This window comes from Hamadaea sp. (genome assembly GCF_013362815.1).
GTDB lineage: Bacteria > Actinomycetota > Actinomycetes > Mycobacteriales > Micromonosporaceae > Hamadaea.
The window spans coordinates 1-14,493 of the sequence record NZ_JABFVK010000031.1 but is presented as its reverse complement, the minus strand read 5'-3'; the positions used below and the strand labels follow the sequence as shown (position 1 = coordinate 14,493).

The 14,493-nt window shown below is 67.7% G+C and carries 17 protein-coding genes; 9 read left to right on the top strand and 8 right to left on the bottom strand.

What is annotated here, in order from left to right; genetic code table 11:
* Positions 1-89 precede the first annotated feature (89 nt).
* The 5 genes from HOV77_RS16680 to HOV77_RS16660 all read left to right on the top strand — a co-directional run bounded on the left by HOV77_RS16680 (position 90) and on the right by HOV77_RS16660 (position 5,462).
* A complete protein-coding gene (locus HOV77_RS16680; protein WP_290863251.1) occupies positions 90-833 on the top strand; it encodes a GntR family transcriptional regulator in 744 nt (247 codons plus the stop codon).
* A gap of 403 nt (positions 834-1,236) precedes the next feature.
* A complete protein-coding gene (locus HOV77_RS16675) occupies positions 1,237-2,862 on the top strand; it encodes a trypsin-like serine protease (RefSeq protein WP_290863249.1) in 1,626 nt (541 codons plus the stop codon).
* Between the two features lie 146 nt (positions 2,863-3,008).
* Positions 3,009-3,467 carry a hypothetical protein gene (locus tag HOV77_RS16670; RefSeq protein WP_290863247.1) on the top strand — a complete coding sequence of 153 codons (459 nt, stop codon included), beginning with the start codon at positions 3,009-3,011 and terminating at the stop codon, positions 3,465-3,467.
* 59 nt (positions 3,468-3,526) lie between these two features.
* Entirely contained in the window at positions 3,527-4,465 is a 939-nt protein-coding gene (locus HOV77_RS16665; RefSeq protein WP_290863245.1) for a hypothetical protein, read from the top strand.
* Positions 4,466-4,517: 52 nt separating this feature from the next.
* Positions 4,518-5,462 (top strand): acyltransferase domain-containing protein, encoded by a 945-nt coding sequence (locus HOV77_RS16660; RefSeq protein WP_290863244.1) that lies wholly within the window; start codon positions 4,518-4,520, stop codon positions 5,460-5,462.
* A gap of 5 nt (positions 5,463-5,467) precedes the next feature.
* On the opposite strand, the gene HOV77_RS16655 is transcribed toward HOV77_RS16660, so the two are convergent.
* The gene (locus HOV77_RS16655; protein ID WP_290863242.1) at positions 5,468-6,253 is read right to left on the bottom strand and encodes a hypothetical protein; all 786 of its coding nucleotides are present in this window, start codon (positions 6,251-6,253) and stop codon (positions 5,468-5,470) included.
* The gene (locus tag HOV77_RS16650) at positions 6,253-7,146 is read right to left on the bottom strand and encodes a GNAT family N-acetyltransferase (RefSeq protein WP_290863240.1); all 894 of its coding nucleotides are present in this window, start codon (positions 7,144-7,146) and stop codon (positions 6,253-6,255) included. The genes HOV77_RS16655 and HOV77_RS16650 overlap by 1 nt, the downstream gene beginning before the upstream one ends.
* Before the next feature lie 62 nt (positions 7,147-7,208).
* On the opposite strand from HOV77_RS16650, the gene HOV77_RS16645 reads away from it, so the two are divergent.
* Positions 7,209-7,961 (top strand): hypothetical protein, encoded by a 753-nt coding sequence (locus tag HOV77_RS16645; RefSeq protein ID WP_290863238.1) that lies wholly within the window; start codon positions 7,209-7,211, stop codon positions 7,959-7,961.
* A 337-nt stretch (positions 7,962-8,298) separates the two neighbouring features.
* Here HOV77_RS16645 and HOV77_RS16640 read toward each other — a convergent pair whose 3' ends face one another.
* Both HOV77_RS16640 and HOV77_RS16635 read right to left on the bottom strand, forming a co-directional pair.
* Positions 8,299-8,964 (bottom strand): SDR family NAD(P)-dependent oxidoreductase, encoded by a 666-nt coding sequence (locus HOV77_RS16640; protein WP_290863236.1) that lies wholly within the window; start codon positions 8,962-8,964, stop codon positions 8,299-8,301.
* Positions 8,965-8,997: 33 nt separating this feature from the next.
* Positions 8,998-9,279, bottom strand: a complete 282-nt coding sequence (locus HOV77_RS16635; protein ID WP_290863234.1) for a hypothetical protein — start codon at positions 9,277-9,279, stop codon at positions 8,998-9,000.
* Positions 9,280-9,524: 245 nt separating this feature from the next.
* On the opposite strand from HOV77_RS16635, the gene HOV77_RS16630 reads away from it, so the two are divergent.
* The 3 genes from HOV77_RS16630 (at position 9,525) to HOV77_RS16620 (ending at position 11,316) form a co-directional block, all read left to right on the top strand.
* Positions 9,525-9,977, top strand: coding sequence for a hypothetical protein (locus HOV77_RS16630; protein ID WP_290863232.1), 453 nt, complete (start codon positions 9,525-9,527; stop codon positions 9,975-9,977).
* Positions 9,978-10,051: 74 nt separating this feature from the next.
* Positions 10,052-10,906, top strand: a complete 855-nt coding sequence (locus HOV77_RS16625) for a phosphotransferase (RefSeq protein ID WP_290863230.1) — start codon at positions 10,052-10,054, stop codon at positions 10,904-10,906.
* A 65-nt stretch (positions 10,907-10,971) separates the two neighbouring features.
* On the top strand, positions 10,972-11,316 hold the full coding sequence (locus tag HOV77_RS16620) for a cytoplasmic protein (RefSeq protein WP_290863229.1): 345 nt from the start codon (positions 10,972-10,974) through the stop codon (positions 11,314-11,316).
* On the opposite strand, the gene HOV77_RS16615 is transcribed toward HOV77_RS16620, so the two are convergent.
* The 4 genes from HOV77_RS16615 to sdhA all read right to left on the bottom strand — a co-directional run.
* Entirely contained in the window at positions 11,313-12,140 is an 828-nt protein-coding gene (locus HOV77_RS16615; RefSeq protein WP_290863228.1) for an alpha/beta hydrolase, read from the bottom strand. The two genes, HOV77_RS16620 and HOV77_RS16615, sit on opposite strands and share 4 nt — an antisense overlap.
* An 8-nt stretch (positions 12,141-12,148) precedes the next feature.
* Positions 12,149-12,568, bottom strand: coding sequence for an organic hydroperoxide resistance protein (locus HOV77_RS16610; RefSeq protein WP_290863477.1), 420 nt, complete (start codon positions 12,566-12,568; stop codon positions 12,149-12,151).
* A gap of 102 nt (positions 12,569-12,670) precedes the next feature.
* Positions 12,671-13,417 (bottom strand): succinate dehydrogenase/fumarate reductase iron-sulfur subunit, encoded by a 747-nt coding sequence (locus tag HOV77_RS16605; protein ID WP_290863476.1) that lies wholly within the window; start codon positions 13,415-13,417, stop codon positions 12,671-12,673.
* An 8-nt stretch (positions 13,418-13,425) separates the two neighbouring features.
* On the bottom strand, positions 13,426-14,493 hold a 1,068-nt coding region (gene sdhA, locus HOV77_RS16600), incomplete at its 5' end, for a succinate dehydrogenase (quinone) flavoprotein subunit (protein WP_290863227.1).

The following is a 14,493-nucleotide window of genomic DNA, read 5'->3' as shown; positions in this document are numbered from 1 at the left end:
GGGAAATCTTCACGTAACAGATCGGACGCCACTCGTTGTCCGGACATCCGGACGTACAGATGATCATCTCAGTACCGCATAATGACGGCGTGGACGGCCTCGCGCAACTCATCCGGATCGACCGGTCCAGCCCGGTCCCCCTGTACTACCAGGTCGCGCAGCGCATGCAGGAACTCATCGAGTCCGCTCAGCTGCCGCCGGGTTCCCGGCTGGACAACGAGATCGCGCTCGCCGACCAGCTCGGCCTGTCCCGGCCGACCATGCGGCAGGCAATCGGCCACCTCGTCGACAAGGGACTGCTGGTCCGCAAACGCGGCGTCGGCACCCAGGTCGCCCAACGCCGGGTGAGCCGCCAGGTCGAGTTGACCAGCCTCTACGACGACCTCGACCGGGCCCGCCGCCGCCCGCGTACGGAGGTGCTCGCGTTCGAAGTGATCCCGGGGCCGCCCGCCGCGATCGCCGCGCTCCATCTGCCGACCGGTTCGGAAGTGCTCCACATCGAACGACTCCGGTACGCCGAAGACGAACCCCTCGCGGTCCTGCGCAACTACCTGCCCGCCGGGCTGGCCGAAATCGATCGGCAGGCGCTCGCCGAACGGGGTCTGTACCAGGTGCTGCGCGACAGCGGCATCCAGATGCGCATCGCCGACCAGACGATCGGCGCCCGCAAAGCCAGCGCGGCCGAGGCCCGGCTCCTCGGCGAAGTCCGGGGCGCTCCCCTGCTCACGATGTCGCGGACGGCGTACGACCCGGCCGGGCACGCCGTCGAATACGGCGACCACGTATACCGGGCGTCGCATTACTCGTTCGAGCTGACGCTGCTGTCGCGCTAACGGCTCACGCTACTCACGTCGTCCGCAATGCCAAGAGAGGCACCGCCTAACAACCTCCGTTGCCGAAGCGTTACGCAATGTGCCCACAGATGCGCTACGTCACCGGAAGCAGATGCACTCTGTCGGCCAGCGGACATGCGGGACCGAATTGTGCAGGCCAGCGAGCAAGGCGCGTCAGAGTCACCTCACACACCGTGAATTCCAGCCCGACGAGACTGCGTCCGCCATTGACGCGTATCAACGATAGAGAAGTGAGGGACATCGCTGCGGCCATCACCTTGATAGCGTCGATTCAGCAATGACTCGGGACTCATGATCATGTTCCCGATGCCGTGTCCCAAGGCCGGGGCGCCGCGTTCGCACCGCGACGCCCCGATGAGCCGCCGACCCCTGTGGAGGATCCATGCTGCTCAGAAACGAAGTCTACCCGCGACCCCGACGGCACTCTCGTCGGTGGGGTCGCACGACGTTCGGCCTCGTCATCGCCATCTGCGCCGTTCAATCCGGTGCTCTGCTCGGCACGCCGGCGGTGCCCTCGTACGCCGCCGTTCCCTCGTTTCACACATCGCTGGACCCGGACGCGGTCCGTGAATCGATGCAGTACATCATCGACACCTACAAGGTCTCCCCGGCCGAGGCCCTACGGCGCCTGGAACTCCAGAACGACGCACAGAAACTGGATGCACTACTGACCGCCGAACGGCCGGAGACCTACGGCGGCATGCAGATGGACCAAGACGGCGGAGGGCGCCTAATTCTCCAGATGACCCGGCCCACCGACGCCCAGCGCTACATCACAGCCCTGCCGGATCGAGCGCATGTCAAAGTCCGGCAGGTCAAGTACTCGTTGGACAGGCTGGAGCGGACTCGTCAGGAGCTCGCCAGGAACATCGACGAAAGCGCCGACTCGACATTCCTCACGGCGATCGACGAGCCCAACAATTCGGTGGTTCTGTGGGAACGTGACTGGGTAGCAGAAGCCAAAGCCAGCGGCACCTGGACCGAGCAATCAGGGTCCCGTGCGCCCATGGTCGCGTCAGCCGACCAGAATCGCCACGCCGCCGCCAACGAGCACGCGATCGCCGATTCCGCCATCGCGGCTACTGCCATCCCAGTGGAACGGCGGGTGTTGCACCAGCCGAATCCGCTGTACTCGCCTTACCAGGACTGGGGCTTCTGTCACCCGCTGTACTGCAAGGCGGTTTACGGCGGTATGCGCGGCGGCCTCCGCCTCAACATCAAGCGAGACGATGGCAGCTGGGGCGGCTGCACCGCCGGCTTCAACGCCCGCTCCGGCGGCGGTTCGGTCAACGGCTGGGCCTGGGTCTTGACCGCAGGCCATTGTGTGGTCGGCAAGACCAATTACACCTGGGTGCATCACAACGGCTACAACATTTTGAACCAGCACGGGTCGGCGGGCGGCTACCTCATGGAGCGCAACGCGTATCCCTACGACTTCGCGTTTTTGAGCTATATCGACGGGACCCAGTCCGGAACGTGGCTGGAAAACCAGAGCGGACACAACAAGGTCATGAAATATTGCCGGAACGGCGGCCAGGACAGTGATTCGGACACGCCTTGCGGCACCCAGGCGGTAACCGACACCGAATACCTGACGGGATACCACACTCTGAGCGAGATCAAAAAGGACTGGGTTGTGTGTGCCTCCGGAACCGCGAGCAGCACGAAGAACTATCCCGAGTCCTACTTCACTGCCCACAACGACCTCGACAACGCCGACTACTACGTCGGGACCCGATGCGGCAAGGTGTTGTCCACCGATGTCGGAATCAATACTGACCTATGCGCCCGGCCAGGGGACAGCGGCGGCCCGCTGTTCAGTCAGATCGACCACACAGCGTACGGAATTCTCGAGGGCAACCAGCAATCACGCAAAGGTTCCTGCTATGCCGGTGAGCTGAACAACTACTCGCCGTTGAGCAAGATCTATGAGCAAATGGACCTTTGGCGCGACAACGGCTACACCGGAGGCGCCACCTTCCGGGTCATCACGTCGTCTGGCGGCTGATGACCCTGGTCAAATCAGGTGTGACCGGCTATACCGGTCACAGCAGCTAGATCCAGTATCCGCCCGGGCTGCTTGCCGTGGCCCGGGCGGTGCCGCCGCAGCCGGAGATGAGGGCGACACAGATGCCTGCCAAAATGTTCAAGCTTGTGAGCGCGATTCGGATCATCGCACTCCTCGCCGCCGTTGGGGCCGGATACTTCGGCGGCTGGATGGTCGCCTGGACGCTCGGCGACACCGTCAGTGCAACCGTCCACTCCTGTCACGTGGCCTACGGATGGAACGAGAGCCGGTACGCCGAGTGCGTCGGCGACTGGCGGCACGACCAGAGCGAGGGCGGCACGAACATCAGCCACGTCGGCTCGGGACCTGTGATCGGCCTCGACGTCGACCCGACCGCCGGCGTGATCGACAGCGACGGCACGCTTCCCGGTGACTACGCCGGAACCTATTTCGCCCGGCTGGACGGCCGAGCCGCAATCGTCATCCCCCGGTCGCACCTGCTGCTCGGGCCGACCTCCGTCGTCATGCTGACGTTGTGCGGGGTGGCGCTGATCGTCGTCGGCCGCCGCCATCGAGGCGTTGACCGGTCTCGTGTTGGGCAATAGCCTCCAGTCGATGACCTTGGGCAACGGTGCCCGAGTCGTCGACTTCTGGGGAGGAATACATGCGATTCGGTAGACGATTGGCGCTGGTTGCCGGGCTGGTGCTCAGCCTGCTGGCCTTCGTGGCACAGCCGGCCAACGCCGCGTACTACAACACCTACACCACCATCGCGGGCTTGCCGAACACGAGCTGCTGCACCGGCGTACAGGGCTTCGCCGCCGGCGCGACCTATCTGTACTCGGTGAAGAACCACACGAACTACGACGACCTCGCCGTGATCTATCGGGTCAACAAGAACACCGGCGACCGGGTGCTCATGACCAACGGCACCAACGGCGGGACCACGAACACCTGGCTCGGGCACGCCAACGACATGACGATCGTCGACATCGACAGCCAGCATCACCTGTTCGTCGTCACCCTGGAATCCACCGGCGCGCAGCTGGTGAAGCTGCGCTACGACGGCACCACGTACTACTACGCGGGGTCGTTCCAGATCCGGCTCAACGGCGCGGTGTCGGCACCGTCCGGCGTCAGCCGGGTCTCCCAGGACAGCACGACGATCAACTTCATGTTCAAGAGCGGCCGGACGGTCTACAACGGCAGCATTCCGCTGCGTGCCAACACCGGGACCATCGACCTGACCAAGGCGTTCGACCTGCAGGTCGAGGGCGCCCTCGTCAACGGCGCTCCGGTCTCGGACATCACGACCTTCCTCAACCAGGGTTTCTTCTACGACTCCACCAAGAAGGTCCTCTACTACCCGCTGACCAAGGAGAACCGCAGCATCGTCCTCGTCTATCGGAACATCTCGCCGACGACGACCGGCACCGCACCGGCGGCCAGCGATCTTTCGTTCCGGATCACGTCGTCGGCGTACACGACGTTCGAGATCGAAGGCGTCGGGGTGAGCGGCGGCATTCTCTACTTCAACACGAACCGGTCGAACGCGGACGGTTCGGCTGACGGCGTCCACTCGTTCAACGGGTACGTCGCCTAGCCGCCCGACCCAGGCTATGGGATCGCTCCCACCGGGCGGTACTGTCGTCGGCGTGGAACTGGACGACATCGCCGCCCGGCTGGGAGTTTCCGTCGACGAGGTCGACCGCGTACACCGGCTCGCCGGTGACGCGCCGTCGGCTCCGCTGCCCGCCCGGGTCGACGCGCCCGCGATCCTCGACCGCCTCGCGGTCGGCCCGGACGACGCCGCCGAGATCATGGCGGGCTGGCCCGTTCTGGACTCTCCCTTGTGGACTCCCGAGCTGCGCTGGCTGCTCGACCGGTCCGTCGCGCTCGTCCGCGCCGACTTGGGCGGCTTCGGCTGGCTGTCGCCCGGCCCCGAACTGCCCCGCGACCGGGGACCGGCCTGGCGGCATCTGTACGCGTACGCGTATCTCGCACTCCTGGAGGTCGTCTCGGCGTACCACCGCAGTCACGGCATCGAGGAGGCCGTGACCTGGACGACGCTCGCGGACCTGGGCCGCAATCTCGCCGTCGACCGCCGTATGCACGGCGAGGGCTGGCCGGTCATGCAGAGCTGGCTGACACTGCACGCGCGAGGCGGCCTGTATGAACTCGGACGCCTGCAGTACCAGCGCAGCGCGACCACCCTCGATCTGCACATCCCCGAGTCGGGACCGTTGACGCCGGACTCGATCGACGCCTCGCTCGACCTGGCACGCGCGTTCTTCCCGCGGCATTTTCCCGACGAGCACTACCCGGCGTTCGCCTGCGGCTCGTGGCTGCTCGACCCGCAGCTGCAGGAATATCTGCCCGCGGACTCCAACATCGTGAAGTTCCAGCAGCGGTTCGAGCTCGAGCCGTACGAGCAGCCGGAGGGGCTGGACGCGGACGTCGAGGTCCTGCGGTTCGGCTTCCGCAGCCTGAGTACGCCCCTCGATCAACTGCCGCGCGGGACTGTGCTCCAGCGCGCCATCATCGACCACCTGAAGTCCGGCCGCCACTGGTACTGGCGGCGCGGACACTTCGCCATCTGAATCCCTTACCGCTGAACGGCGGCATCTAGATCGGCGAATAGTCCGGCCGGAACGTCTTCGGCCAATCGCTCCCACAGGTCGCGGCCGCAGGTCCAGGCGGCTGCGATCGCCTTGGCGACCGCGGCGGCATCTGCGCTCGTGGTCGCAGCCGTGATCGAGGAGATCACCTGCGCGGAAAGGTCACTCTCGGCTCGCCGGGAGGGCGTCAGCCAAGAGCCGGTACGGCCTTCCACCAGCCGGGCCATCCAGAGCAGATGCCGGTGCACGTGCGTGAGGGCGTCGACGGCGCGCAGCAGTTCGCCGCGCCGCGCGACGTGATGAGCGAGGACGAGCCAGTTCGCGAAACGGCCGCACAGCGCGTTGATCTCCGCGCCCGTCGTCGGCAGCGAGGGCTGTTCGCGCAACATTTCGAGGGCGCGGCGCAGCGCACCGGTGTGATCCACGACGATCATCTGATCGACCGGGGCGCTAAGCGCCGGCCAGGTCCCTACAGAGGCGATGTCATCGCTGGTGGCGAAGTGGAACTCGCCCCGGACGAGGCCCGGGAAGAACACGACGTGACTGCCGAACTCGTTCACGACCGCGTACCGGAACGGCGCTATGCCGGCGAGCCAGCGCTCCTCGTCGAGCGCCGCGCGGCTTTCGGGGTCGAAGAAGAGCCAGAATTCGACATCGCTGTACGCATCACCAGCGCCCTGGGCGAACGAGCCGTAGGTGAGCGCGGCGACGAGGCGTACGTCGTCGTGGCAGAGTTCGCGAACGCGCTGGATCAGCTCTTCCTGCGGAAGCATCAAGATCCGTCGACGATGACGAGATTGGCCATGTCGACGACCGGGCGGTAGCCCAGCGCGGCATAGATCTTGTTCGACGTCGGATTCGCCTGATCGGTGAACAAGCAGGCCCGGGCGCCCTCGGCGACGATCCGGCGGGAGACCTCGGCGACGGCGGCGCTCGCCCAGCCGCGTCCGCGCTGCTCGGGTGGCGTGTAGACCGGACCGACCCGGGCGACGCCGAACGACGGCGGATTCGCGCCGGTGAGGTGAACCGGCCGGCCCGACTCGTCGACCCAGAAGTAGATGTTCTTGGTGGCGATGTTCTCGAGCGTCCCCTCGCGGTCACGCGCTTCGTGGAAACTGGTCCCACGCGGTCGGCCGGCCTGCTCGTCGGCATCCGCCCCGAAAGCCTCGTACCAGGCCTGGACCAGGTCCACGTCCGCCTCGGTGGCCCGGCGCAGTTCGCCGGGAACGGGCCTCGGCGGGATCAGCTCCCCGAGTTCGTGCAACCGGGTGTGCTGGCCGACCTCGACCCGGCCGCCCTGATGACGGGCCAGCTCGGTCGCGCACAACTGTGCTGCCGGGAGAGCTCCGTTGATCGCCGCGTACTCCTCGCCCCGCTCGTGCAATGACTTGCCCAACGCGATCGCCGCCTCATCGGGCATCGGGAGCAGGAACGGCGGATAGGGCTCGAAGGGAGCCGTACGCATCCCGGCCCCGACGACCTGGCCGGACTCGTCGCGCACGACGAGCCACCAGTTGCGCTCCGGCTGCACCTTGCCCTCGGCAACCTGCGCCGCCGTACGGTGGGCCAGGGTGGCAACGACGGTGCTGATCACCGGGTTCGCCGCGAGGTGGTCGCCGGCCGCGGCGAGGAACTCGGTCGGATCGGTCAGGAACTCCAGCTGCATCCGCTCAAAGTACCGAGGCGCGTACGCCGTCGCAGCCCACTTTCCTCCGTATGATCTCGGCCATGCCAGAGCTTGATCCCTCCGCGTCGCTCCATCAGGTCCGGCGGCAGAGGTACCGAGACTTCTGGCCGATCGCCACGGGTTTCGTGTGGCTCGTGATCCTCGAAGGCGTCGCCATCGTGGGCGACGACCAGGGTTGGCTCGGCAATCCAGAGCCAGTCTTCATCCTCGGTTTGTTGGGGATGCTCGCCGGTTTGCTGATCTTCCTCCGGTTCCAGCGGCGGCGGGACCGGCATATCGCGAGCCTGCTTCGCATTACCGCCGAGTCAGACCTCCAAGAGGACGGCTACACGCCACCACAACGGCTGCATCTCGGGTACGCCGATTGGCGCGTGCCAACCGGATTCTTCCTCGTGCTCAGCCTTGTGGCCATCGTCGTCCTGCCCATCTTCAGCTCGACGGGCACGTGGCTCATGGGCATGATCCTCGCCATCGGCACGCTGATCTTCTTCCTCCGCAACGGACCGGTGGCGTATAACGCCGTGTCGACCACACTCGACGAGTCAGGGGTGACCTTGCATCACCGCGACATCAAGGTCCCCTGGTCGTCCGTCCGTTCCGTCAAGGCGACCACACGCGGCGTCGAGTTCGAGATTCGCGGGCCGGTCGTCGAAATCGGCAAACTTCCCCGGCGCTGGCGGCAACGAGCCGTCTCACGCGCCCATGCGGGCATGGTGGAACGGCTCCGGAACTCGCGGCCAGAGACAGCGGTGCGCACGGCTCGGCATTACGCCGGTTCGGGTAAAGCGTCGTAGGTTCGACCGTTGTGGCTGGTCCAGTGGAAGCAGGCCGGGTTCGGGTTGGGCGAGCTGGGGGCCACCCTCGTGCTTGAGCCTGTGTCTGGGTACCTCATCGCTGGGCGGTGGGGTACCTGGCCTTCCGGACGTGGCCTCAGCGGCGGGCATTGCCGCCTCGAGCGCACCGGCCGCGTTCAGGTCTCGCTCGGGTGGTACGCCATCGACCTCTCGCGCCACGGATGGCGTGCATGACGTACCACCCGAGCCAGAGTCATCCTCGAAGGTCGGCCGCGCACGGGGTGTGCACCGGTCGCGGGGGCGACGACGTCGCCGGATGCAGCCGTGAGACCAGCCGTCAGGCGAAGCCGTACACCGGGATGATCGCCCCGTTGATCGGCCACGCTTCGTCGGAGCACAGGAACGCGATCACCTTGGCGACGTCTTCGACCGGGACGGCCTTCGCCATCGCCCCGTCCGGGATGACGGCCCGGTTCGCCGGGGTGTCCAGCAACGCCGGCATCACCGCGTTCACGCGTACGCGCGAAGACTTGAGCTGCTCGGCGACCAGCCCCGTGAGGCGTACCACTGAGCTTTTGGACAGGGAGTAGGCGACTGGATCGAGTCCGGTGACCGCGGACCGCGACCCGACGTTGACGATCGCGCCGCCCTGTTTGGCCAGCCGGGGCGCGGCCGCCTGGCTGGACCACAGCGCGGTCGCGACGTTGATCTCCATCGCAGCGGCCAGGTCTTCCTCGGTGACGTCGGCCAGCGAGCCGGGGAAGTAGCCGCCCGCGATGTTGACCAGCGCCCGAGTGTCGCCGAGTTCGTCGATGCGGCCCCAGGCCTCGTGGACCGCCTTGCGATCGGTGAGGTCGACCTGCAACGCGTGTACGCCGTCCGGCGTGTGCTGCGGTTTCGCGCGGTCCAGCGCCACCACCGTTCGCGTACGCCGGGCCAGTTCGGCCACGACGGCCCGCCCCAGCGCGCCTTGCGCCCCAGTCACGACAACCAGATCAGCCATCCGCCCATTGTCGCGTACGCCGGGCCCGGCGCGTCAGGGCTCCTCGTCGAGCAGCCCCAACATGCTCGGAACCGTGGTCGCCGCCACCGGGCGTGGCATCGACAACCGGACCACCTCCCGAGCGTGCACCGCAGTCGGGCAGGGCGACGGTTGGCCGCACCGTTCGCAGGGATCGGATTCCCCGGCGGGCACGTGCGCCTGCACGAGATCCATCGCCGTGGTGGTCACGATGCTCAGCCGGGGGAACAACGGTCTGTCGTCCAGCGCGTACGCCGTGCCACCAGGTCCCGGCCTGCCGTGCTTCTCATTTGCCATGCCCGCCTCCTACGGTCGGCCTCGTTGCTGGGCCTAACCGCCGACCGGCGCGGTAGGACTTGCGTCTCGTGCAAATTCCATCTCGCGAGGAGAACCTCGGGAACGGGGCTAAACCGACTTATCTGGGCGAAAAGAAAGAGTGGACGACGTCGCGTAACCGCTGGAATACTCGCCGTAGTTGCCTCTGAGCTGCGACAACACCGAGGACACGCTGAAAGACAGACCGACGGCCGAAGGAGAGCCCGATGCGCCGCACGCTGACCACCGGATCGATCGCGATCGCGACGGCTGCCGCTGTCATCCTGACGGGGTCGCTCTCGGCCTCCGCCACTACCGCCCCTACCGCCGCCCCTACCGCGACCAGCGTTTATCTCGCCGCGAACGGCAAACTCGCCTCGTCCGCCGCGGTGGAGCCGCAGACCGCGCCGATCTCCCGTGACTCGTCGCTGAAACTGACCAGCATGGCGTGGTCCAGCTGGGCGGACAACGCCACCGGAACGGGCGTCGCGACGATCAACCTGTGCGACCCGAGCTGCGCCAACGGCACAAGCACGCAGATCCCGGTGACCGTCACGCTGAGCGCGCCTCAGCAGCTGTGCGGCCGCGACTTCTACACCGAGATGCAGCTGGCCTTCGACGGGACGCTCCCCGGTGGCCTGCCCAGCCGGACCTCGGTTCCCGTCGCCCCCGTCTGCTGAGCTGCGCGCGTCGGAATCTGCCCGATTTCCATGATCATGGGCATGGGGCGGCGCTTCTGAACTAGCATCCGGCCGTGGTCTTCGCCGACATCGCATACACCCCCGCGATTCACGCGGCTGTGCGCGCGGCTTTCGGCATACCGGACGAACAACCGCAAAGGTTGCACGGCGGCGAGGAGTCCGCGGCATACCGGGTCGCGGACCTCGTCGTACGGCTCGCGCCGTCGTGGCGCACGAACGAAGAGATGACCTGGTTCGCGCGGCTCGCGGCCCACGCGAGCGCCGCGGTGCCGGAGGTGATCGCGCCGCGAAAGGCTCGCTCGGGCGATTATGTGATACGCACAGCGCAGCGACCCGTTTCCGTATGGCCGTTCGCCGCCGGAACCTGGCCCGACAAGCATGACACCGGGGTCCGACATCAGGCGGCCGAGCTGCTCGCGAGGCTGCACACGGCGTTGGCCGACGCGCCGGGGCCGACCGGGCCGGTGACGCAGACGCCGCAGGGGCTGGGCGAGGACCTGGCGGACCCGTGGCTGGACGCCTGGCTCGCCGAGCGGGCAGCCGGCAAGACGCAGGCGCTGCACGGCGACTACTACAGGGGCAACACACTTGCCGTCGGCAGCCGGATCACGGCCCTGCTGGACTGGGACGACGCGGTCGTCGGGCCGGTCGAGCGGGAGGCGGCCGAGGGAGCCTGGGAGTGGGGCGGATGCCTGGACACCGGCGTCGTTGACGGCGCCCAGGAGTTCTTGGCGGCTTATGCCGAGGCCGGTGGGCCCGTCGTCGACGACGTGACCTTCCGGCAGTACGCCCGGGCCCGTATGCGAGGCGAGATCTTGCTCGCCCGTACGCGCTGGGACGAGCTGGGCGCGGACGACCACGCGTACCACGAACGGCAGCTCGCGGCGTATCACAACCTGCGTAAATAGCTTACTCCGCACGGCCTCCGGTCGCGGGCCACCGCCATTGGCCCCCTTCATGGTACTGTAGTCCCATGAAGCCCACGGACGATCCGACCGTCACCGATCCCGATCTCTATCGGGTGGTGTTCGAGAACGACCGCGTACGCGTCCTGGAGTATTTCGACGAACCCGGGGCGCAGACGCATCCGCACGACCACCCCGACAGCGTCATGATCACGTTGAGCGCGTTCCGCCGCCGGGTGTCGCTCGGCGGCGAACAACGTGACCTCGAACTTCCGGCAGCGCAGGCGCGCTGGGTCGGCGCGCAGCGGCACTCCGGGCACAACACCGGCGAGACGCCGACCCACGTCTTCTTCGTGGAACTCAAACACTCGACCCAGAATCCTTCCGGCACAACGGTTCTGGGTCCGTCCTAAGCGGACTTGCGGAGCCACTCCAGGGCCTGCTCGGCGTGGTGCAGCACCGAGATGTGCCCGTCGGCGGGCCAATGCCGGTACTCCGCGCCGGGGATGTGCGCGGCCAGCCAGGCGCTGTGCGTACTGGGGACCATCCGGTCGGCGTCGCCGTGCATCAACAGCACCGGGACGGCGATGGCGGCCGGGTCGAACCCCCAGGCACCGGTGTTGGCGAGGTCGTCGTCGATCAGCGCGGCGGGGCCGGTTGCGATCGCCGGTCCGACGACGCTGCCGAACCAGCCCCACTCCCCCTCCAATGCCGCCCAGTCCACGTCGGCGAAGCCAATGTCGACGCCCTCCTCCTCCGCCGCCAGGTGACCTTCCAACGCAGTACGCCCGGCCGCCGCCGCTCGCAGGGTGGCTTCCGAACCGGCGGCCATTCCGGCGTACCAGTCGAGGTCGTCGGCGCTGATCGGGGCGAGGCCGGAGACGCTGACCGCGCCGAAGACCCGGGCGGGCAGCAAAGCCGCGCACGCCAGCGCATGCGGCCCGCCGCCGGAGTGGCCGAAGACGCCGAATCGGTCCAGTCCCAGGTGATCGGCGAGGGCGGCGGTGTATCGGGCGGCCGATGCGAAGTCCCGGCCGGGCGCCGGAGTCGACCCGCCGTAGCCTGGCCGGTCGTAGGAGACCCAGCGCAGCCCGAGCCGATCGGCCGCCGCGAACAGCGGCGCGGGTGGCGCGCCGAGGTTGGGCGTGCCGTGGTGCCACACGATCGGGATGCCGTCCCCACCCGTGTCGTACGCGTGCAGCTGCCCGCCGTCCACCGGCACGTCAAACTCGATCATGACGGCTATTAGACCGTGGTGGTCAGCTCCACGTCTACGTTCCCGCGAGTGGCGTTGGAGTACGGGCAGGTCTGATGCGCCTTCGCGACGAGGTCGGCAGCGGCGGCCTCGTCCAGTCCGGGCAGGTGCACCGCCAGGCCGACGGTCAGGCCGTAGCCGCCGTTGTCGAGCTTGCCCAGGCCGACCCGGGCGGTCACCGAGGTCTCCGGGAGCTGGACCTTGGTCAGTCGCGCGACGGTCTTCAACGCGCTGTGGAAGCAGGCGGCGTACCCGGCCGCGAAGAGCTGTTCCGGATTGGTCGCGCCACCGGCGCCGCCGAGTTCCCTCGGCACTGCGAGGTTCAGGTCGAGCTGTCCGTCGTCGGTACGCGCCCGGCCGTTGCGGCCTTCCCCGGTCGCGGTGGCCTCGGCGGTGTAGAGCGTCGTCATCATGCTGCCAGCGTACCCAATTTGGTTGTGCACAACCATATGAGGAAGGCGACACGAAAACGCCCCGGCACCGGGCCGGGGCGTTGTGCGTACAAGCTGGGCTTAGGACTTGGCGCGGACCGCGTGGAGAAAGTCGGAGTTGAGCCGCGAGATGGCCGCGAGCGGGATGCCCTTGGGGCAGACCGCCGTGCATTCGCCACTGTTCGTGCAGCCGCCGAAGCCCTCTTCGTCGTGCGCGTGGACCATGTTCAGCACGCGGGAGTCGCGTTCCGGCTGGCCCTGCGGCATGAGCCCGAGGTGGGTGATCTTCGCGGCGGTGAACAGCATGCCGGAGCCGTTCGGGCAGGCCGCCACGCACGCGCCGCAGCCGATGCAGGTGGCCGCCTCGAACGCGGCGTCGGCGTCCGGCTTGGGCACCGGCACCGAGTGCGCCTCGGGGGCCGAGCCGGTCGGCGCGGTGATGTAACCGCCGGCCTGGATGATCCGGTCGAACGCCGACCGGTCCACGACCAGGTCCTTGATGACCGGGAAGGCGCGCGCCCGCCACGGCTCGACGTCGATGGTGTCGCCGTCGGAGAACGTACGCATGTGCAGCTGGCAGGTGGTGGTGGCCTTCTGCGGTCCGTGCGGGGTGCCGTTGATGACCAATGAGCACGCGCCGCAGATGCCCTCGCGGCAGTCGTGGTCGAAGGCGATCGGCTGTTCCCCCGCGAGGATGAGCTTCTCGTTGAGGACGTCGAGCAGCTCCAGGAAGGACATGTCCGGCGAGACGTCGTCCACCTCGTAGGTGACCATCCGGCCGGCGTCGTCCGGGCCGGTCTGCCGCCAGACGCGCAGCTTCAGGCGCATGGTGTCGCTCACTTGTAGCTCCGGGTGCTCGGGTGGACGTATTCGAAGACCAGGTCTTCCTTGTGCAGGACCGGCTGGGCGTCCTCGCCGCCCCAGCCCCACGCGGCGACGTAGGAGAACTCCTCGTCGTTGCGCTTGGCCTCGCCGTCGGCGTCCTGGCTCTCGGCGCGGAAGTGGCCGCCGCAGGACTCGGTGCGGTGCAAGGCGTCGATGCACATCAGCTCCGCCAGCTCGAAGAAGTCGGCGACCCGGCCGGCCTTCTCCAGCGACTGGTTGAGGCCCTCGCCGTCGCCCGGTACGCGTACGCGTTGCCAGAACTCGGCCTTGAGGTCCCGGATGAGGGAGATCGCCTTGCGCAGGCCCTCGTCCGTACGCTCCATGCCGCAGTACTCCCACATGATCCGGCCGAGTTCGCGGTGGAACGAGTCGACCGTGCGGTCGCCGTCGATCGCGAGCAGCCGGGTGATGCGGTCCTCGACCTGCCGGCGAGCCGCCGCGACCTGCTCGTTCTCGGCGGTCAGCGGCTCGAACGGACCGGCCGCGAGGTAGTCGCCGATCGTGTTGGGCAGCACGAAGTAGCCGTCGGCCAGACCCTGCATGAGGGCCGACGCGCCGAGCCGGTTCGCGCCGTGGTCGGAGAAGTTCGCCTCGCCGATCACGAACAGGCCCGGGATCGTCGACTGCAGGTCGTAGTCGACCCACAGGCCGCCCATCGTGTAGTGCACCGCGGGGTAGATCCGCATCGGGACCTCGTACGGGTCCTCGCCGGTGATCCGCTGGTACATCTCGAAGAGGTTGCCGTACTTGGCTTCCACCGCGGCGCGGCCGAGCCGCTGGATCGCGTCGGCGAAGTCGAGGTAGACGCCGAGTCCGCCCGGCCCGACGCCGCGGCCCTCGTCGCAGACGTTCTTCGCGGCCCGCGACGCGATGTCGCGCGGCACGAGGTTGCCGAACGCCGGGTAGATGCGCTCGAGGTAGTAGTCGCGCTCGTCCTCCGGGATCGCGCCCGGCGCCCGCTGGTCGCCCTTGGCCTTGGGCACCCAGACCCGGCCGTCGTTGCGCAGCGACTCCGACAT

Coding starts and splice junctions, on each gene's coding strand:
- HOV77_RS16675 (WP_290863249.1), top strand. CDS start 1,237: ATGCTGCTCAGAAACGAAGTCTACCCGCGACCCCGACGGCACTCTCGT.
- HOV77_RS16665 (WP_290863245.1), top strand. CDS start 3,527: ATGCGATTCGGTAGACGATTGGCGCTGGTTGCCGGGCTGGTGCTCAGC.
- HOV77_RS16655 (WP_290863242.1), bottom strand. CDS start 6,253: ATGCTTCCGCAGGAAGAGCTGATCCAGCGCGTTCGCGAACTCTGCCAC.
- HOV77_RS16650 (WP_290863240.1), bottom strand. CDS start 7,146: ATGCAGCTGGAGTTCCTGACCGATCCGACCGAGTTCCTCGCCGCGGCC.
- HOV77_RS16645 (WP_290863238.1), top strand. CDS start 7,209: ATGCCAGAGCTTGATCCCTCCGCGTCGCTCCATCAGGTCCGGCGGCAG.
- HOV77_RS16640 (WP_290863236.1), bottom strand. CDS start 8,964: ATGGCTGATCTGGTTGTCGTGACTGGGGCGCAAGGCGCGCTGGGGCGG.
- HOV77_RS16635 (WP_290863234.1), bottom strand. CDS start 9,279: ATGGCAAATGAGAAGCACGGCAGGCCGGGACCTGGTGGCACGGCGTAC.
- HOV77_RS16630 (WP_290863232.1), top strand. CDS start 9,525: ATGCGCCGCACGCTGACCACCGGATCGATCGCGATCGCGACGGCTGCC.
- HOV77_RS16620 (WP_290863229.1), top strand. CDS start 10,972: ATGAAGCCCACGGACGATCCGACCGTCACCGATCCCGATCTCTATCGG.
- HOV77_RS16615 (WP_290863228.1), bottom strand. CDS start 12,140: ATGATCGAGTTTGACGTGCCGGTGGACGGCGGGCAGCTGCACGCGTAC.
- HOV77_RS16610 (WP_290863477.1), bottom strand. CDS start 12,568: ATGACGACGCTCTACACCGCCGAGGCCACCGCGACCGGGGAAGGCCGC.
- HOV77_RS16605 (WP_290863476.1), bottom strand. CDS start 13,417: ATGCGCCTGAAGCTGCGCGTCTGGCGGCAGACCGGCCCGGACGACGCC.